Below are 17,466 nucleotides of genomic sequence, written 5' to 3' on the forward strand. Positions count from 1 at the left end.
ATCCTTGAGCAGCACGGCCGCCGGGGAGGAAGCCGACCGCGGCACCGCCGCCGCCCACGCGGCCGGCCTGGTCGAACCCCGTACCCGCCTCCAGGCCCCGCGCCCCAGGGCGCTCGCCCTCACCCTGCGCACCCTCGGTCCGCTCGCCCTGCTCGGCGGCTGGGCCCTCGCCTCCGCGACCGGCGCCCTCACCCAGGACGTGCTGGCCTCGCCCACCCAGGTCGCCGAGGCGGTCGGCGAACTGTGGGGCAACGGCCAACTCACCGACGCCCTCGCCGTCTCGCTCACCCGGGCCGGCCTCGGCCTGCTGATCGGTGCCACCGCCGGCCTGGTGCTCGGGGTCGTGACCGGCTTCTTCCGCCTCGGCGAGGAACTGCTGGACTCCGCCGTGCAGGTGCTGCGCACCGTTCCCTTCCTCGCGCTCGTCCCGCTGTTCATGGTCTGGTTCGGCATCACCGAGACCGCCAAGGTCGCGCTGATCGGCGTCGCCACCAGCTTCCCGATGTACGTGTCGACCTCCGGGGGCGTCCGGAACACCGACCGCAAGCTCATCGAGGCGATGCGCAGCTTCGGCCTCGGCCGCTGGGCGATCGTGCGCACCGTGGTCCTGCCCGGCGCCCTGCCGGCGCTGCTCTCCGGGCTGCGGCTGTCCATGACCCTCAGCGTGATCGCGCTGATCGCCGCCGAGGAGATCAACTCCACGGAAGGCATCGGGTACTTGATGGCCCAGGCGCAGAACTACTCCCGCACCGACGTCCTCGCCGTCTGCATCCTGATCTACGGACTGCTGGGACTCACCGCCGACGGCGTCGTCCGCCTCCTAGAGCGCTTCCTGATGCCCTGGCGCAAGGCCGTCCACGGAGGCGCCCGATGAACACCGCACCCGTCACCGCATCCACCGCCGTGCCCGTCACCGCACCCGCCGCCACCTCGGCGCCCGGTGCCCCGGAAACGTCCGGGAGCCCCGTGCCCGCACCCGTACCCGCCGTCCATCTGCGCGGCCTGCGCCGGGTGTTCGGCACCCGGGCCGTCCTGGACGGCGTCGACCTCTCCATCGACCGGGGCGAGTTCGTCGCCCTGCTCGGCGCCAGTGGCACCGGCAAGACCACCCTGCTGCGCATCCTCGGCGCCCTGGACCGGGCCGACGCGGGCACCGTCCTGGTGCCGCCGGTGCGTACCGTCGTCTTCCAGGAGCCCCGGCTGGTCCCCTCGAAGCGGGTGCTCGCCAACGTCACGGTCGGCCTGCCGCGCGGCGCCGCCACCCGGGAGACCGGGCTCAAGGCACTCGCCGAGGTCGGCCTCGACCGGCACGCCGACGCCTGGCCGGCGACCCTGTCCGGCGGCGAGGCGCAGCGGGCGGCGCTCGCCCGGGCACTCGTCCGCGAGCCCCAACTGCTCCTGCTGGACGAGCCGTTCGCCGCACTGGACGCGCTCACCCGGCTGCGCATGCAGGACCTCGTGGGCGACCTGGTCCGCCGCCACCGGCCGGCCGTCCTGCTGGTCACCCACGACGTGGACGAGGCCGTGCGGCTCGCCGACCGGGTCGCCGTGCTCCGGGACGGCGCCCTGGTGCGCGACGAACACGTCACGGTCGAACGCCCGCGCGACCCGGCCGATCCGGCCTTCGCCGAGCTGCGCCGCCGCCTGCTCGCCGACCTCGGCGTTCACTGACCCCTCCGACCGGCCACCCCGCGAACCGCCCGAGCCCCGCGAACCGCCCGAAGCCCCGCTGACAAGCCGACCCCCCCGATTCGTCCGACCGCCCGCACCACAGGAGTTGATCCCCATGGCCATCACCCTCGGCGTCCACGCCAGCAACCCCTCGCTCTACTACCTCTCCCGACTCGACTACCTGGCCGAGGAGTTGGCCCCACTCGGCGAGACCGGAGCGTTCCACCACTACAGCGCCGGCACCCGCACCGGCGAGCTCCTCGCCGACGGCACCATCGACTTCGGCGGCACCGGCTCCACCCCTCCGGTCACCGCCCAGGCCGCCGGCCACGACCTCGTCTACGCGGCGGTCTCCGCGCCCCGCCCGGACCACGGAGCCCTGCTGGTGCGCGCCGACGGCCCGGTGCGGACGGTCGCCGACCTCAAGGGCGGCACCGTCGTCCTCGCCATCGGCTCCTGGCAGACCCACCTGCTCGCCAAGGCCCTGCACGCCGAGGGACTCTCCTACGCCACCGACGTCACCGCCGTCCGCCCGGCTGCCGGCGAGGACCAGGCGCGGCGGCTGCGCGAGGGCGAGATCGTCGGCTGGATCGCCCAGGGGGCCGAGCTGGCCGCGGCCCGGCGGGAGGGCGGGTTCCGCGAACTCGTCCGCACCGGTGACGTGATCACCGACCGCTCGGTCTTCTTCACCCGCCGGGGCTTCGCGGCCGACCGACCCGAGGTCGTCGCCGCGATCGCCACCGCCCTGCGCCGCGCGGACGCCTGGGTGGCCGGGCACCTGTCGGAGGCCGCCGCGATCGCCGCCGACGACCTGGGCGGCAGCGCCGAGGACTGGCGGACGGCGCTGGCCGGGCTGCCGTGGCGGCTGGAACCGGCGACCGCCGCGTTTGTCGCCGAGCAGCAGGAGGCGGCCGACATCTTCCACCGGGTCGGGTTCATCGACCGCGCGGTGACGGTCGCCGACGCCCACCTGCCCGCGCTGGAGGCGCCGGTGGCCACTGCCGTGGCTGTGGCCGTCGCCGCTCCGGCCGGCACCGTCACCGAGGCGGTCTGACCGATGGCCTCCGAAGTCCTCTGGTACATCATCCCGCGCGAGGGCCACTACCCCTGGGAGCCGGCCGGACGCCGCCCGGTCGACATCCGCTACCTGCAGCAACTCGCCGGCAGCGTCGAGCGCCTGGGCTACACCGGCGCGCTGCTGGCGACCGACCTCTACGACGTGTGGGACCTCGGCAACGCCCTGGCGGCCGCCACCACCTCGGCGTTCAAGCCGCTGCTGGCCGTCCACCCCGGGCTGATCGCGCCCACCCTGCTGGCCAAGATGGCGCTCAGCTTCGACCACCTGCACGGCGGACGGCTGCGCTTCAACGTGGTCAACGGCTCCACCGAGCAGCTGCGCGAGTACGGCCTGCACGTCGAGCACGACGACCGCTACCGTCTCAGCGCCGAGTACTGGTCGATCGTCAAACGCCTCACGGCCGGTGAAGTCTTCGACCACAAGGGCGAGTTCTACGATCTGCGGAACGCCGGGGCGAGCCTGCGCGAACTCGCGCCGGTGCAGCCGGGCGGCATCCCGCTCTGGTTCGGCGGCAGTTCGGCGGCCGGCATCGAGATGGCCGCCGAGCACGTCGACGTCTACCTCACCTGGGGCGAGCCGCCGCAGCAGCTGAAGGAGAAGCTCGACCTGGTCCGTGAGCGGGCCGCCGCGCACGGCCGCAGCCTGCGGATCGGACTGCGGCTGCACCTGATCGTCCGCGACACCGAGGACGAGGCCTGGGCCGCTGCCGACCGGCTGCTCGACGTCACCAGCGAGGCCACCTACGCCCGTCAGCTCGGCGGCGTGCGCGGGGAGGACGGGGTCGGCTGGCAGCGGCAGTTCCGCCAGCACGGCGGCAAGGTGCCCGCCCGGGCGCGGGAGTTGGAGGCGTACCCCAACCTCTGGCCCGGGATGAGCCTGTTCCGTCCCGGCCCGGGCACCGCCGTGGTCGGCTCGACGGCCCAGGTGATCGAGCGGCTCCAGGAGTTCGAGTCGCTCGGCGTGGACACCTTCATCCTCTCCGGCAACCCCCTGCTGGAGGAGGCCCACCGGGTCGCCGAGACGGTGCTACCGGCGCTGGGCGTCACCCGGCGGTAGGACACCCGGCACCACACCCGGCAGGGCGCCCGCGAGAACACTCGGCAGGGCGCCCGGCAGGACGGGGAACGGCAGCGGCGAGGTTAGCGCCAGCTGCCGGGCGAAACGGGCGACGGCCCGGAGGAGGTACGTCCGCACGACGGGCTCCCGAGGTCTCGAAGGACGCGTACGGACGGTCCCGTACGCGCGGTCCAACGAGCGCGGTGCCCGACCGGTCACGCGTCGACCGGCCGGGCACCGTGGCACGCCCTGCCCGAGCCCCGGCCCCAACCCTCGCTCGAACCCTCGCCCGAACCCTCGCCCGAAGCGGAGCCCGAACCGCCGTCCGAACCGTCGTCGGTAGCGTCGCCCCAGGGCTCAGCGGCTCAGAACGTCGATCTCGGCCAGCTCCTCGGCGGTCAGCGGAGCGCCCGCCAGCGCGTCGAGGTTCTGGTCCAGCTGCGCCACACTGCTGGCCCCGATGATCACCGACACCACCCGCGGGTCCCGCAGCACCCAGCTCAGCGCCAGCTGCGCGAGGCTCTGTCCGCGCCGCTCCGCCACCTTGTTCAGCGCCCGCAGCTGCTCCAGCTTCGCCTCGGTGAGCGCCTCCTCGCGCAGGAACTTGCCGATCGACATCCGCGACCCGGCCGGCACCTGCCCGGACAGGTAGCGGTCGGTCAGCAGGCCCTGGGCCAGCGGCGAGTAGGCGATCAGGCTGGTCTGCGTGTCGGCGACCGCGTCCAGCACGCCCTCGTCCTCGACGTAGCGGTTGAGGACGGAGTACGCGCACTGGTTCATCAGGATCGGCGTGCCCAGCTCGCGCAGGAGCGCCACCGCCTCCCGGTGCTGCTCCGCAGGGTAGTTCGAGATACCCGCGTACAGCGCCTTGCCCGCCCGGACCGCCGAGTCCAGCGCACCCATGGTCTCCTCGAGCGGGGTGTCCGGGTCGTAGCGGTGCGAGTAGAAGACGTCCACGTAGTCGAGGCCCATCCGGCCCAGCGACTGGTCCAGGCTGGCCAGCAGGTACTTGCGGCTGCCGCCCACGCCGTACGGGCCGGGCCACATGTCGTAGCCGGCCTTGGAGGCGATGAACAGCTCGTCCCGGTACGGGCGGAAGTCCTGCGCGAAGAGGTAGCCGAAGTTGCGCTCCGCGCTGCCGTACGGCGGGCCGTAGTTGTTGGCCAGGTCGAAGTGGGTGACACCCCGGTCGAAGGCGCGGCGCAGCACCGCTCGCTGGACGTCGAGCGGCTGGGCGTCACCGAAGTTGTGCCACAGGCCCAGCGAGACGGCGGGGAGCAGCACACCACTGCGGCCGGCCCGGCGGTAGGTCATCGAGGTGTAGCGGTCATCCGCGGCGAGGTAGGTCATGGCGGCCATCCTGCCAGGCGGTGGGCGTCCGGGGTGATCTGTGCCACCGTCCGTCGAGGAATGCCGCGCGGGGCGGGCGGGGACGACGATCACACGAGGCCGTGGACCGCCGGGGGGCGGCCCACGGCCTCGTGGCCTTCCCGGGCTCGCCGCGACGACTGTACCTACTGGTATGTACATCTGCTGTACCAGTAGGTACAGTCTTTGCCATGGCAACCCAGGACCGTCTCATCGAGAGCACCCAGGAACTGCTGTGGGAGCGGGGCTACGTCGGCACCAGCCCGAAGGCCATCCAGCAGCGCGCCGGCGTCGGCCAGGGCAGCATGTACCACCACTTCGACGGGAAGCCGGACCTCGCCGCCGCCGCCCTGCGCCGCAGCGCCGAGCAGATGCGCGCCGTCGCCGAGGCCGACCTCGCCGGCCCCGGCACCGCCCACGACCGGGTCGCCGCCTATCTGCGGCGCGAGCGCGACGTGCTGCGCGGCTGCCGGATCGGGCGGATGGCCCAGGACCCGGAGGTGGTCGCCGATCCCCGGCTGCGGGCGCCCGTCGAGGAGACCTTCGACTGGCTGCGCGGCCGGCTCGCCGGGGTGATCGCCGAGGGGCAGATGGCCGGCGACCTGCGGCCGGGTGCCGAGCCCGCCGACCTCGCCGCCGCCGTGGTCGCCGTGGTGCAGGGCGGCTACGTGCTCGCCCGCGCCGCCGACAGCGCCGAACCGTTCGAGCAGGCCGTCCGCGGCGCCCTCGCCCTGCTCGCCGCCCACCGCACCGACTGAGCGATCGCCGACCGGGCCCGCGCCGGCCGAGTCGCCGTACCGGCCGAGCCGTCGCGCGGACCGGGCCGTCGGCCCAACCCCCTTCCGGAGCCCGCCGTGCACGCCATGCAGTACGAGATCACGCTTCCCGCCGATTACGACATGGGCATCATCCACCGGCGGATCGCCACCCGGGGCCACCTGCTCGACGGCCACCCCGGCCTCGGCCTCAAGGCCTACCTGGTGCGCGAACGCGGTCTCGACGGGTCGCCCGTCAACCAGTACGCCCCCTTCTACCTCTGGCGCACCGCCGAGGGCATGAACGCCTTCCTCTGGGGGCCGGGCTTCCGCGGGGTCGGCGCGGACTTCGGCCGTCCCGTCGTGCGCCACTGGCTCGGTGCGGGTCTGCGCCGCGGTCCTGCCGCGGGCGCACCGGCCATCGCCACCCGTCAGGCCGTCCTCCTCCCGGAGGGCACCGACCCGGCCGAGGCCGTCGAACACGCCCTCGCCGAACTGCCCGACCACCCCGACCTGCACACCGCCGCCGTCGCCGTTGACCCGGACCGCTGGGAACTGCTGCGCTTCGCCCTCTGGCGCGAGGCTGCCCCGGCCGCGGTGCCCGGCACCCGGTACCGCGTGCACCACCTCTCCAGTCCCGAACTCGACCGGCTTCCCGCCGGCCGTCACTGGTGAAAGGACCGCCCCGACCCATGAACCCGGCCGCAACCCCCGGACCCGGCAGGCACACCGACGCGAGCCCCGTCGACGCGGGCCCCAACGACGAGGGCCCCGGCGTCGCAGGTCCCGATGCCGCGAGCCTTGCCCCCGCCCCGCTCGACCGGGCCGCGGGTTACGCCCTGCTCGCCGAACTCGCCGGGCCGGGGACCCGGGCCGACACCCTGGGCCCCCTCGACGAACTCGCCCCCGGATTCGCCGACTGGATCGTCACCGCGCTCTTCGGCGGTACCTACCAGCGGCCCGGACTCGCCCTGCGCGACCGCCAGGTGGCCAACCTGGCCGCGCTCACCGCGCTCGGCGGGGTGGAACCGCAACTCGCCGACCACGTCCGCAACAGCCTGCGGATCGGCCTGACCAGGGAGGAGATCACCGAGGTGCTGGTCCACCTCGCGCCCTATGTCGGCGTCCCCAAGGCGCTGGCCGGGCTCCGGATCGCCGCCGCGACCTTCGCGGAGAGTGCATGAGCACCCACACCGCCACGGGCGCCGTCCGGACCGTCCTCGGCGATCTCGACCCCGCCGAACTCGGCGTCTGCGACGCCCACGACCACCTCTTCCTGCGCAGCCCCAGGCTGCCGGGCGAGGAACTCGACGACCCGGCCGCCGCCGAGGAGGTGCTGCGCGCCTTCGCGGCGGCCGGCGGCGGGGCGTTCGTCCAGTGGACGCCCGCCGGGATGGGGCGGTGGGCCGACGCGCTGCCGGCGTTGTCCCGCGCCACCGGGGTCCACCTGATCGCCGCCACCGGGCTCCACCAGGCCGTCCACTACGATCCGGCGGACCTCGATCGGCGCTACGCCGGACTCGCCGGGTTCTTCACCGCCGAGCTCACCACCGCGCTGCACGGCGCACCTGAGGGCGTGCGGGCCGGACTGATCAAGGTGGCCGGCGACTACCACGGCCTGGACGCCCACACCCGGTGGGTCATGGCGGCCGCCGCCGAGGCGCACCACGCCACCGGCGCGCCGATCGCCGTCCACCACGAGCTCGGCACCGCCGCGCCGGACGTCCTCGATCTGCTCTGCGAGCGGCACGGCGTCCCGCCGCGACGGGTGATCCTCGGGCACCTCAACCGGCACCCGGATCTCCGCCTGCACCGCGAACTCGCCGCCGCTGGTGCCTTCCTGGCCCTGGACGGCCCCTCCCGCGCGCACCACGCGACCGACCACCACCTCTTCGACACGGTGGCCGCTCTTGTCGAGGCCGGGCACGCCGACCGCCTGCTTCTCGGCGGCGACACCACCACTCGCACCGCCCGCCACGCCCCCGGCCCCACCCATCTCCTCACCGCCCTCGGCCCCCGCTTGGCCCGTGAGTTCGGCCCAGACCTCCCGCACCGCCTCCTCACCACCAACCCGGCCCGGGCCTTCGCGACCGAGTGGCGGGCGGCGTCCGACGGCGCGCGGTCGTCGACCGACGGCTGACAATTGACAGATGACAGCTAACAGATTTCAGATGACAGAATCTGAAATCTGTTAGCTGTCATCTGAAATCTGTCATTTGTCAGCTGTCAGCTGTCAGCTGTCAGCCCCGGCCGGGTCTTCGCCGCCGCCCGGCCCGGCGGCCCGGGCGGCGACTACCAGATTCGGCGACTACCGGACCCGGTGAGGGCCGGACCTGACGAAGACCAGGTCCGGCGAAGCGCGGGCCTCACATGTGGGTGCCGCCGTCGATCCGCAGCTCGGTCCCGGTGACGAACGCGCCGTCGTCCGAGGCGAGCATGGCGATCACGCCGGCCACGGTCTCCGGTCCGGCGAAGCCCTGCCCGATCGCGGGGGAGAGCTTGGCGAGCAGGCTGAAGTCGGCGTCCGCCGGCAGGCCCGGGTTGCTGGTCATGCCGCTGTCGATGCTGCCCGGCGCGACGCAGACCGCGCGCAGCCCCTGCTTGGCGTACTCGGCGGCGATCGCGTGCGTGAACGACTGGATGCCGCCCTTGGTCGCGGCGTACGCGGCCATGTAGGGGTGGGCGAAGGTCGCGGAGGTGGAGCTGAAGTTCACCACCACGCCCCTGCCGCCCGCGAGCAGCGCGGGCAGCGCCTCGCGGGTCATCAGGAAGGTGCCGGTCAGGTTGACCGCGATCACCTTGTTCCAGAAGTCCAGGCTGGTCTCGTGGGTGTGCGCGGAGCGCAGGATGCCGGCCGCGTTGACCAGCACGTCCAGGCCGCCGAGCCCGGCCACGGCCTCGGCGACGCCGGCCCGGACGGCGGCCTCGTCCGACACGTCCAGCACCGTCGTGGTGAGGCGGTCGGCGGTGCCGTCGGCGGTGGCGCGGTCCAGGGTGGCCTTCAGGCCGTCCTCGCTGACGTCGACGGCGACGACCCGCCCGCCCTCGGCGAGGATCCGGTGGACGGTGGCCTGGCCGATGCCCGAGCCGCCGCCGGTGATCAGGACGTTGCGCCCGGTGAAGCGCTCCATGGTGGTGCTCCGTTTCGTTCGTGGTCGAGGTCTCGTTCGTGGTCCAGCAACCTCACTGGCACGGTACGCCTAAGTGACACGTTGTGCCAAAAAGTCTCGACGTGTCGACTCGCGTACGCTGAGCCCGTGACCGGACGCCCGACCCTGACCCAGCGCCGCCGCGAGAGCACCCGGCTGGAGATCGCCCGGGCGGCGGCGGAACTGTTCGCCGCGCGCGGGGCCGAGGCCACCACCGCCGAAGAGATCGCCAACGCCTCGGGCATCTCGTTGCGCACCTTCTACCGCTACTTCTCGGAGAAGGAGGACGCCGTCGCCCCGCTGCTCGCGGCCGGCGGCGAGCGCTGGGTGCGACTGTTCGCCGAGAGCGCGTCCGACCTGCCTGTCCGCGAGGCGCTGGAGCGCTCGGCGGCCGAGTCGTTGAGCCCGGCCGACGCGCAGGACGGCGAGGCCATGCGCTGGACCCGCGAACTGCTGCGGGACCCCCGCCTCGCCTCGGTCTGGCAGCGCGTGCACGCCGACTCCGAGGAGCGACTGCGGGCGGCGATCGCCGACCGCTGCCCGCCCGGCACCGACGCCCTGGAGATCCGGCTCGCCGCTGCCGCCGCCACCGCCGCTATCCGGGTCGCCCTGGAGGAGTGGGCGTTCTCCGGCGCCCCGCCCACCGGACCGGGTTCGCCCCGCGAGCTCGGCGCCCGCTGCGTGCACGAACTCACCGGGGGTCTCGGCCTCTGGAGCCGCCTCGGCTGACGGGGTGGCCGGCCGGCGCGGGGCTTCGTCCTCCGGGTCGAGCCCGTCACCGCTGGTCGGCGGGGGCGACGGGGTCCGCGCGGGCGTTAGGCTGAGTGGTCGCGCCCGGGCGACGAACCTGCTGCGGACGGGGGAACCGGGGCGGCCCTCCCGGGTGTCCTTCCCCCGGGGGTGGGGGAGTACGAGGCGTGGGAGCAAACAAGACATGGGTCTGACGAGCCACAAGGTGCTGGCGTTGACCGTCCTGATCGCCGTCGCGGCGATGGCCGGGACGGTCTGGCTGTGGCCGAGACTGTCGAAGCGCAGCTGGCAGGCGGTCCTCGGCCGGATCGGCGCGCTGCTCGCCACCCAGCTGACGGTACTCGCCGCGCTCGGCCTGGTGGCCAACAACTACTTCGCGTTCTACAGCAGTTGGGACGACCTGCTGGGCACCGGCGACAGCGGACCGGTGGTCATCCAGAACAAGGTGGACGCCTCCGGCCGGCTGCGCGTCGAGACCATCGGCCACGCCGAGGTGCAGGGCGGCGGAGCGCTCGGCCGTGACCCCGGGAAGTCCGGCGAGATCCGCGAGGTCCGGATCGACGGCGCCACCACCCGGCTCTCCACCGAGGGCTACGTCTACCTGCCACCGCAGTACTTCCAGCCGGAGTACGCGCAGAAGCAGTTCCCGGTGCTGATCGTCAGCACCGGCTTCCCGGGCCTCGCGAAGAACCTCGTCACCCGGCTCAACTACCCGGGCGCGGCGCTCAAGCTGCTCCAGGAGGGCCGCATGCAGCCGACCGTGATGGTGCTGGTGCGCCCCTCGCCGGCGCTGCCGCAGGACACCGAGTGCGAGGACATCCCGGGCGGCGCGCAGTCCGAGACCTACTTCACCAAGGACGTGCCCTCGGCGGTCCAGGCGAGCTTCCGGGTGGCGGCCGACCCGCAGGCCTGGGCGTTCATGGGCAACTCGACCGGCGGCTACTGCGCCCTCAAGCTGGCGATGCGCCACCCCGAGGTCTTCCCGACCGCCGTCTCGCTCTCCGGCTACTACCGGGCCGCCGAGGACCCGACCACCGGTGACCTCTTCAAGGGCAGCGCCCAGCGGCGCGACGAGGCCGACCTCATGTGGCGGCTCAAGAACCTCCCGCAGCCGAAGATCGCGGTGCTGCTGGCCGGCACCAAGGAGGGCGACGGCGACTACCGGCGCGAGACCGAGGCGTTCGTGGCCGCCGCGCACAGCCCGATGAAGGTCTCCTACAGCATGCTGGAGACCGGTGGCCACAACTTCGAGACCTGGAGCAGGCTGCTCCCGTCCTCACTGGAGTGGATCTCCCAGCACCTGTCCGTCCCGGCCACCGGCCAGTCGGCCTGACCGGCCTGGGCCGGTCCCGGTACCGGCCCAGGACCGGCAAGGAAGCACCTCGGAGGCACCGCAGGACCGCCGCGGGACCGCCGGGGGACCGGAACCGAACCGGTCCCGGCACACGGCCGAGGGCTCAGGCCACCTGCTCCAGCGTGCCGGTGTGCAGCTCGCCGACCCGGCCGCCCTCGCCCTCGTAGGTCCAGAACGCGCGGACCGTCATCCGGGCCAGGTCCATGACGTGGCTGACGGTGATGCCGCTCACCTCGGTCCAGCTCACGAAGTACAGCTGCGGGCCGACCTCGGCGACGTGCAGGGTCACGTCCTCCCACTGGCCCGCCGACTCGCCGAGCCCCTCCCAGCGCAGCCGCTTGCCGTCGGCCGAGTAGGCGTTGCGGAAGGCCGCGCCGTTGTCGACCCGGAACAGGTAGGTGCGGCCGGCGAAGGCGGGCAGGGACGCGGTCATGGTGGGGCGGATCTCCTTGTCGGGCGGCGCGGACGGAGCTCCAACCTATCCGACCACCCCGCCCCCGCGGCGCACTTTCCCCGCCGGACCCGCCACGCCGGACACCCCCGCGGCCCCGTTCCCCCGGCCGGCCCGGCGCCCGCCGGGGCGTGCGGCGGATCAACTGATCCATCCCGCCCGACCGTTGACCGACAGTTGTCCGTCCGTGGGCGAAGCGGTGCGAGTCGCGCGACGGCTGCCACGGCCCGCCCAGCCCGCCCATCCCGCCTGGCCCGCCCGGCCCACCGGGGCCTCCGAGCGGCCGCAGGGCCGTCAGGGCGCCAGGACCTGCCCGAGCCGGGTCGCGATCCCCTGCATCACGGGCACCAGGGGCGCCGCCCCGGCCTGCTCCTCCAGGGCCCGGACGCGAGCCTCGGGGCCGGAGACCGACAGCGCCGTCGGAGTGGGCGCGCCCGGGACGGCGAGCGCGATGCAGCGCACCCCGATCTCCTGCTCCTGGTCGTCGACGACGTAGCCGCGCTCGCGCGCCTCGGCGAGCTGGCGCATCAGCTCCCGCGGGTCGGTCACCGTGTGCGGGGTGAGCGCGGGCAGCGGGTCGGGGCCGAGGACGGCGCGCGCCTCCTCCTCCGGCAGCTGCGCCAGCAACGCCTTGCCGACGCCGGTGCAGTGCGGCTGCACCCGCCGGCCGACCTCGGTGAACATCCGCATCGAACGCCGTGACTGCACCTGGCCGACGTACACCACCTCGCCGCCCTCCAGCACCGCCAGGTTGGCGGTCTCGCCGGTGGCCTCCATCAGCTCCGCCAGGTAGGGGCGGGCCCAGCTGCCGAGCAGCCGGCCGGCGGTCTCGCCGAGCCGGATCAGCCGGGGGCCGAGGGTGTAGCGGCGGGCGGTGTCCTGGCGGACATAGCCCTGCTGGAGGAGGGTGCGAACGAGGCGGTGGATGGTCGGCATCGGCAGGCCGGAGGAGGTGGAGAGTTCGCTGAGCGTCGCCACGCCGCCGGAGTCGGCGAGCGCCTCCAGCAGCTGGAAGGCCCGCTCGACGGACTGTACGCCGCCGCTCGCGCGGTCCGGGGTCGTTCTCTCGATGCTGTCGGAGGTCGGGGCCACCGGCGGTTCCCTTCGCTGTGGGGGAGGAGTACGGTCCCGGCGATCCTCTCAACACACCCGTTGGAATTCTGTATCGCGGAAACTAGTCTCCACCTTACAGAATCGATCCCTCCATCGAGGAGTCCTGCCGATGGCCGAAGAGCACGGATCCGCAGCCCCCGCAGCCGCTCCGGTCGTCACAGTCAGGGGTCCGCATGTCGAGCGGGCCGAGGAGGTGCTCACGCCGGAGGCGGTCGCGTTCGCGGCCGGTCTGCACCGTGCCTTCGACGGCCGGCGCCGCGAACTGCTCGCCCGCCGCCGCGAGCGTCGTGCCGAGATCGCCCGGACCGGCACCCTGGACTTCCTGGCGGAGACGGCCGCCGTGCGGGCCGGGGACTGGCGGGTCGCCGAGGCGCCGAGGGCGCTGTGGGACCGGCGGGTGGAGATCACCGGTCCCACGGACCGGAAGACGGTGATCAACGCCCTCAACTCCGGTGCCCGGGTGTGGCTGGCCGACTTCGAGGACGCCACTTCCCCGACCTGGGAGTCGCCCACCCGGACCTGGTCCCGGTCGCCCATGCCTGCTTCGACGCCGTTCTCGGCGAGCGTCCGCGCCAGAAGGACAATGCCGGGCCGGCCGGAGCGGTCACCGCCGGGCAGCTGCTCGACGTCGCGGGGGCCGGCGGAAGCTGCACCCGCGCCGGGCTGCACAACGCCGTCCAGGTCGGTGTGCGCTACGTCGAGGCCTGGCTGCGCGGTCTCGGCGCGGTCGCGATCTTCCACATGATGGAGGACGCGGCCACCGCCGAGATCTCCCGCTCGCAGGCCTGGCAGTGGGTGCACAACGACGTCGTCCTCGCCGACACCGGGGAGAAGGTGACCGCCGAACTGGTCCGCCGACTGGTCGCCGAGGAGCTGACCTCGCTGCGGGCCGAACTCGGGGACCGGGCCTACGCCGCCGGGCGCTGGGAGGAGGCCGCGCGGCTCTTCGAACAGGTCGCCGTGGGCGAGGAGTTCGAGGACTTCCTGACCGTGCCCGCGCTGCCGCTGCTGGGCTGACCCGCCCGGGCGCGCGCCGGACGGCGCTGCGGGACCGGCGGTATCTGCGGTCACCGCGCTGCACGCCGTCCTGGAGCTTCAATTTGCCGTGCTGACGGTGGGGTTGCCGCTGTGGACCGTGCTCGGCACCGAGGCTCCGGCGGTGACGGTGGCGGCGGTGAACGTGGTCAACTGCCCGCTGGTGGTGCTGTTCCAGGTGCGGGCGAGCCGGGGCGTCACGGACGTCTCTCGGCGGCGCGGGCCTGTGTGCGCGGGGCGCTGCTGCTGGCGGCCGGCTGCCTGGGGTGGGCGCGCACGTGATCGGGCCGCTGGTGGTCACGCTCACGGCGGTGGATCACGGGGCGGTCGGCTGGGTGGTGCTGGCGGGCCTGTTCGCCCGTCAGTTCCTCCGCGCGGCGAGATCCCTGGCGGCGCGGGCGCAGGCCCGCGCGATCCGGTCCTCGTCCACCGTGGTCAGATGCCCCCGTTCGACGACGGACTTGCCGTCGACCAGCAGCAGCGCCAGCGGCGGCAGCGCGCCGAGGGCGAGCGCGGCGACCGGGTCGGCGATCGAGGAGTGCATCAGGCCGTCGACCTTCCACAGCGCGAGGTCGGCGAGCTTGCCGGCCTCGATCGAGCCGATCTCCTCCTGCCGTCCGAGCACCCGGGCGCCGCCCATGGTGCCCAGCCGCAGCACCCGGCGGGCGGTGAGCGCCCGCGGCGAGCCGTGCAGGCGGTTGATCAGCAGGGCGTTGCGCAGTTCGGTGCCCAGTTCGCCGGACTCGTTGGAGGCGGTGCCGTCGACGCCGAGGCCGACCGGGACGCCGGCCGCCAGCATGGCGGGCACCCGCGCCATCCCGGCGGCCAGCCGGGCGTTGGAGGACGGGCAGTGCGCCACGCCGGTCCCGGTCTCGGCGAACTTGGCGATGTCGGCGTCGTTCATGTGGACGCCGTGTGCCATCCAGACGTCCTCGCCGAGCCAGCCGACCGACTCGAAGTAGTCGGTGGGGCCCATGCCGAACAGCTCCCGGCAGAAGGCCTCCTCCTGGGCCGTCTCGGAGCCGTGGGTGTGCAGCCGAACGCCCTTGCGGCGGGCGAGTTCGGCAGACTCCCGCATCAGCCGGGTGGAGGCCGAGAACGGGGAGCAGGGGGCGAGGGCGATCCGCAGCATCGAGTCGGGGGAGGCGTCGTGGTGGCGGTCGACGGCCTCCTCGGAGGCGGCGAGGATGGCGTCGAGCTCCTCGACGGCGTGGTCCGGGGGCAGGCCGCCGTCCCTCTCGCCGCGGTCCATCGAACCGCGCAGCGCGGTGAAGCGCAGGCCGAGTTCGCGGACGGCCTCGATCTCGGCGCCGAGGATGTCGCCGCCCTGCCGGGGGAAGACGTAGTGGTGGTCGGCGGCGGTGGTGCAGCCGGACTTGAGCAGCGCGGCGGCGGAGCCCTGGGCGGCGGCGTGCACCAACCGGTCGTCGATCCGGGCCCAGGTCGGGTAGAGGGCGACCAGCCAGTCGAAGAGGTTGGCGTCCTGGGCGAGGCCGCGGGTGATCCACTGGTAGAAGTGGTGGTGGGTGTTGACCAGGCCGGGGGTGAGGAGGTGGCCCTCGGCGTCGATCCGGCGCGCCACGCCGTCCGGCCGGGCCGGGGCGGGGCCGTCGCCGACCGACTCGATCCGGTTGCCGCGGACGACCACGTGTCCGCGGGAGTGCTCGGTGTCGTGGGCGTCGACGGTGGCGATCGCCGCGTTCTCGATGACGATCCGTCGGCCGGCGGGCGGGTGCTGGACTGCCATGGTGACTCCAGGGGGAGGCCGGGCGGGCACGGGGCGTCCGCGGGTCAGGCGACCGGGATGACCGGGACGACGCCCTCGCGGTGCACGGTGCCCTCGATGAGGCCGTACATCCGGTCGGCGGCGTAGTAGACCTCGTTGTCGTTGTCGAGGCCGAACGGCTTCAGGTCAACCAGGAAGTGGTGCCTGTTGGGGAGTTCGAGGCGGATCTCGTCGACCTCGGTGCGGTGGTCGAGGACACGGGTGCCCATGGCGTGCAGGGTCTGCTGCAGCGAGTAGGAGTAGGTGCCGGCGAAGGCCTCCAGCAGGTGCCGTCTCACCTGGGCGTAACAGTCGTCCCACGGGGGCTGGGACTCGCCGCCCTGACCGGTGAAGCCGTACTTCCAGCGGGCGGTGATCCGGGTGGCGAGGATCCGGTCGTTCGCCTCCTGGAGGGTGGTGTACCCGTCCTTGAGGTAGCCCCGGAACTCGGAGCCGGTGGAGTTCAGCACGACCAGGTCCTTGAGGCCGGAGACCACCTGGACGGAGCGGCCGTCGTAGACGATCTCGCTGGTGCGGACCTCCTGGCCGGTGCGGACGAAGGAGTGGTCGTGGCCTTCGTGGCCTTTGTGACCGGCTTGCTCGGGGCCGGAGCCGGGGCCGGGGCCGGGGCCGGGGATCCGTTCCCAGGCGTACTCCTCGATCCGGATCCGGGCCCGGTGGACGACGCCGCGTTCGATGTCCTCCACGAAGTGCCGGGCCAGCAGGATGCCGAAGGCCTCGGCGGATTCGATGCCGTACTGCTTGGCGAAGGCGTAGACGGTGTTCTTGGCGGAGTCGGTGGGCAGACAGTTGGCGTTGGACCCGGTGCGGTGGACGTCCTCGAACTCGCCGGAGAGGGAGATCGAGACGTTCAGGTCCTTGATCTCGTGGCGGCCGGAGCCCCGCTGGACGCGGACGATGCGGTTCTCTGCCTTGCCGTACTGGTTCTGACCGAGCACGTGGGCCATGACCCGGTTCCCCTGTCAATCGATCGGTCTAGCTTCCGCGGTAGACCGAGTAGCCGAACGGGTTCAGCAGCAGTGGCACGTGGTAGTGGTGCTGTGCGGGAGCGACCGTGAAGACGATCGAGACCTCGGGGAAGAACGGCGGGTCCTCGGTGGTCCGCGCGAAGTACGCGGCGGTGTCGAAGACCAGCCGGACGACCGAGCCCGCCTCGACGGACGGCAGACCGGCGGTCCGGCCGTCGGCGTCCGTGGCGGACGTGCCGAGCACCGTCCAGCCGCCCTCGGTGCGCAGTGCGAGCTCGACCGGGACGCCACGGGCCGGGCGGCCGAGGCTGGTGTCGAGCACGTGGGTGGAGATGCCGGTCATGGGGGACGTGGCCTAACTGGTGGCAGCGGTACGTCGGAGATGATGGAGCGTCAGTCGCCGTCGAGCAGGCGGGTGATACGGATGTCGTTGATCTTCCGCAGCTCACCCCGGGCGATCTCCGTCTCGGTGGCGGGTTCGTTGGGGTGGCGCTCGCGCAGGGCGGCGAGCATGGCGGCCGAGGTGCGGCCGGTCGCGCAGATCAGGAACACGTGGCCGAACTTGGCCTCGTACGCGGCGTTCGCCCGGCGCAGCTCGTCGAGCAGGGCCTCGTCGGCCCCGCGGACCGCGGCCTGCTCCCGCCGGGAGGCGTCATGGCCCGGCTCCGGTGCGCCGATCCGGGGGTGGCCGGCCATCGCCTCGTGCAGATCGGTGATGGAGAGGGCCGCCATCGCCTCGGCGTTGGCGTCCAGCAGGGCCCGGCGGTCCCGCCAGGGGCGGGTCGCCGCGACGGCGTCGGCCCAGGCGGGGCTGGCGCAGACGTCCAGCAGGATCCTCCGCAGTTCGCCGGCGTCGGTGGCCGCCAGGGAGTCAAACGTGAGGGGACGGTCGGTCACGGATGGACCTCCGGGGAGTGGTGCCACCCGCACAA

At 73.4% G+C, this 17,466-nt stretch carries 19 protein-coding genes and 1 pseudogene; 11 read left to right on the forward strand and 9 right to left on the reverse strand.

The window, feature by feature from the left end; translation table 11 throughout:
• The first annotated feature begins 4 nt into the window (after positions 1 to 4).
• The 4 genes from ACFVVU_RS14375 (at position 5) to ACFVVU_RS14390 (ending at position 3,805) form a co-directional block, all read left to right on the forward strand.
• The gene (locus ACFVVU_RS14375) at positions 5 to 874 is read left to right on the forward strand and encodes an ABC transporter permease (protein ID WP_387790020.1); all 870 of its coding nucleotides are present in this window, start codon (positions 5 to 7) and stop codon (positions 872 to 874) included.
• A complete protein-coding gene (locus tag ACFVVU_RS14380; protein ID WP_387790022.1) occupies positions 871 to 1,671 on the forward strand; it encodes an ABC transporter ATP-binding protein in 801 nt (266 codons plus the stop codon). The genes ACFVVU_RS14375 and ACFVVU_RS14380 overlap by 4 nt, the downstream gene beginning before the upstream one ends.
• Positions 1,672 to 1,786: 115 nt before the next feature.
• Entirely contained in the window at positions 1,787 to 2,725 is a 939-nt protein-coding gene (locus tag ACFVVU_RS14385; RefSeq protein ID WP_387790023.1) for an ABC transporter substrate-binding protein, read from the forward strand.
• Positions 2,726 to 2,728: 3 nt separating this feature from the next.
• Complete coding sequence (locus ACFVVU_RS14390) at positions 2,729 to 3,805, forward strand: LLM class flavin-dependent oxidoreductase (protein ID WP_387790025.1); 1,077 nt, start codon at positions 2,729 to 2,731, stop codon at positions 3,803 to 3,805.
• 357 nt (positions 3,806 to 4,162) lie between these two features.
• Here ACFVVU_RS14390 and ACFVVU_RS14395 read toward each other — a convergent pair whose 3' ends face one another.
• On the reverse strand, positions 4,163 to 5,155 hold the full coding sequence (locus ACFVVU_RS14395; protein ID WP_380679098.1) for an aldo/keto reductase: 993 nt from the start codon (positions 5,153 to 5,155) through the stop codon (positions 4,163 to 4,165).
• A gap of 209 nt (positions 5,156 to 5,364) precedes the next feature.
• Here ACFVVU_RS14395 and ACFVVU_RS14400 point away from each other — a divergent pair, with 209 nt between their 5' ends.
• The 4 genes from ACFVVU_RS14400 (at position 5,365) to ACFVVU_RS14415 (ending at position 8,068) form a co-directional block, all read left to right on the forward strand.
• Positions 5,365 to 5,931: a TetR/AcrR family transcriptional regulator gene (locus tag ACFVVU_RS14400; RefSeq protein ID WP_387790027.1), complete on the forward strand. Its 567-nt coding sequence runs from the start codon at positions 5,365 to 5,367 to the stop codon at positions 5,929 to 5,931.
• 96 nt (positions 5,932 to 6,027) lie between these two features.
• Positions 6,028 to 6,603 (forward strand): DUF4865 family protein, encoded by a 576-nt coding sequence (locus ACFVVU_RS14405; protein ID WP_380679104.1) that lies wholly within the window; start codon positions 6,028 to 6,030, stop codon positions 6,601 to 6,603.
• A 17-nt stretch (positions 6,604 to 6,620) separates the two neighbouring features.
• Positions 6,621 to 7,112, forward strand: coding sequence for a carboxymuconolactone decarboxylase family protein (locus ACFVVU_RS14410; RefSeq protein WP_387790028.1), 492 nt, complete (start codon positions 6,621 to 6,623; stop codon positions 7,110 to 7,112).
• Entirely contained in the window at positions 7,109 to 8,068 is a 960-nt protein-coding gene (locus tag ACFVVU_RS14415) for a phosphotriesterase (protein WP_387790029.1), read from the forward strand. The genes ACFVVU_RS14410 and ACFVVU_RS14415 overlap by 4 nt, the downstream gene beginning before the upstream one ends.
• A 226-nt stretch (positions 8,069 to 8,294) precedes the next feature.
• Here the strand turns inward: ACFVVU_RS14415 and ACFVVU_RS14420 are convergent, their stop codons facing one another.
• Positions 8,295 to 9,059 (reverse strand): SDR family NAD(P)-dependent oxidoreductase, encoded by a 765-nt coding sequence (locus tag ACFVVU_RS14420; protein ID WP_387790031.1) that lies wholly within the window; start codon positions 9,057 to 9,059, stop codon positions 8,295 to 8,297.
• Positions 9,060 to 9,185: 126 nt separating this feature from the next.
• On the opposite strand from ACFVVU_RS14420, the gene ACFVVU_RS14425 reads away from it, so the two are divergent.
• A complete protein-coding gene (locus tag ACFVVU_RS14425; protein ID WP_380679116.1) occupies positions 9,186 to 9,806 on the forward strand; it encodes a TetR/AcrR family transcriptional regulator in 621 nt (206 codons plus the stop codon).
• Between the two features lie 205 nt (positions 9,807 to 10,011).
• The gene (locus tag ACFVVU_RS14430) at positions 10,012 to 11,160 is read left to right on the forward strand and encodes an alpha/beta hydrolase (RefSeq protein ID WP_380679119.1); all 1,149 of its coding nucleotides are present in this window, start codon (positions 10,012 to 10,014) and stop codon (positions 11,158 to 11,160) included.
• A 124-nt stretch (positions 11,161 to 11,284) separates the two neighbouring features.
• Here the strand turns inward: ACFVVU_RS14430 and ACFVVU_RS14435 are convergent, their stop codons facing one another.
• On the reverse strand, positions 11,285 to 11,614 hold the full coding sequence (locus ACFVVU_RS14435; protein WP_344337676.1) for a hypothetical protein: 330 nt from the start codon (positions 11,612 to 11,614) through the stop codon (positions 11,285 to 11,287).
• Between the two features lie 312 nt (positions 11,615 to 11,926).
• Positions 11,927 to 12,724 carry an IclR family transcriptional regulator gene (locus tag ACFVVU_RS14440; protein ID WP_380679123.1) on the reverse strand — a complete coding sequence of 266 codons (798 nt, stop codon included), beginning with the start codon at positions 12,722 to 12,724 and terminating at the stop codon, positions 11,927 to 11,929.
• Between the two features lie 130 nt (positions 12,725 to 12,854).
• On the opposite strand from ACFVVU_RS14440, the pseudogene ACFVVU_RS14445 reads away from it, so the two are divergent.
• A pseudogene (locus ACFVVU_RS14445) lies at positions 12,855 to 13,762 on the forward strand (hypothetical protein).
• Between the two features lie 78 nt (positions 13,763 to 13,840).
• Here ACFVVU_RS14445 and ACFVVU_RS14450 read toward each other — a convergent pair.
• The 5 genes from ACFVVU_RS14450 to uraD all read right to left on the reverse strand — a co-directional run bounded on the left by ACFVVU_RS14450 (position 13,841) and on the right by uraD (position 17,431).
• Positions 13,841 to 13,981 carry a hypothetical protein gene (locus ACFVVU_RS14450; RefSeq protein WP_387790033.1) on the reverse strand — a complete coding sequence of 47 codons (141 nt, stop codon included), beginning with the start codon at positions 13,979 to 13,981 and terminating at the stop codon, positions 13,841 to 13,843.
• 160 nt (positions 13,982 to 14,141) lie between these two features.
• The gene (locus ACFVVU_RS14455; RefSeq protein ID WP_380679128.1) at positions 14,142 to 15,527 is read right to left on the reverse strand and encodes an 8-oxoguanine deaminase; all 1,386 of its coding nucleotides are present in this window, start codon (positions 15,525 to 15,527) and stop codon (positions 14,142 to 14,144) included.
• Between the two features lie 44 nt (positions 15,528 to 15,571).
• The gene (pucL, locus tag ACFVVU_RS14460; RefSeq protein WP_387790034.1) at positions 15,572 to 16,513 is read right to left on the reverse strand and encodes a factor-independent urate hydroxylase; all 942 of its coding nucleotides are present in this window, start codon (positions 16,511 to 16,513) and stop codon (positions 15,572 to 15,574) included.
• 28 nt (positions 16,514 to 16,541) lie between these two features.
• Positions 16,542 to 16,877, reverse strand: coding sequence for a hydroxyisourate hydrolase (uraH, locus tag ACFVVU_RS14465; protein ID WP_380679134.1), 336 nt, complete (start codon positions 16,875 to 16,877; stop codon positions 16,542 to 16,544).
• A 50-nt stretch (positions 16,878 to 16,927) separates the two neighbouring features.
• Entirely contained in the window at positions 16,928 to 17,431 is a 504-nt protein-coding gene (gene uraD / locus ACFVVU_RS14470; RefSeq protein WP_387790036.1) for a 2-oxo-4-hydroxy-4-carboxy-5-ureidoimidazoline decarboxylase, read from the reverse strand.
• Positions 17,432 to 17,466: the final 35 nt, after the last annotated feature.

The sequence above is a fragment of the Kitasatospora sp. NPDC057965 genome (assembly GCF_042887135.1).
Lineage (GTDB): Bacteria > Actinomycetota > Actinomycetes > Streptomycetales > Streptomycetaceae > Kitasatospora.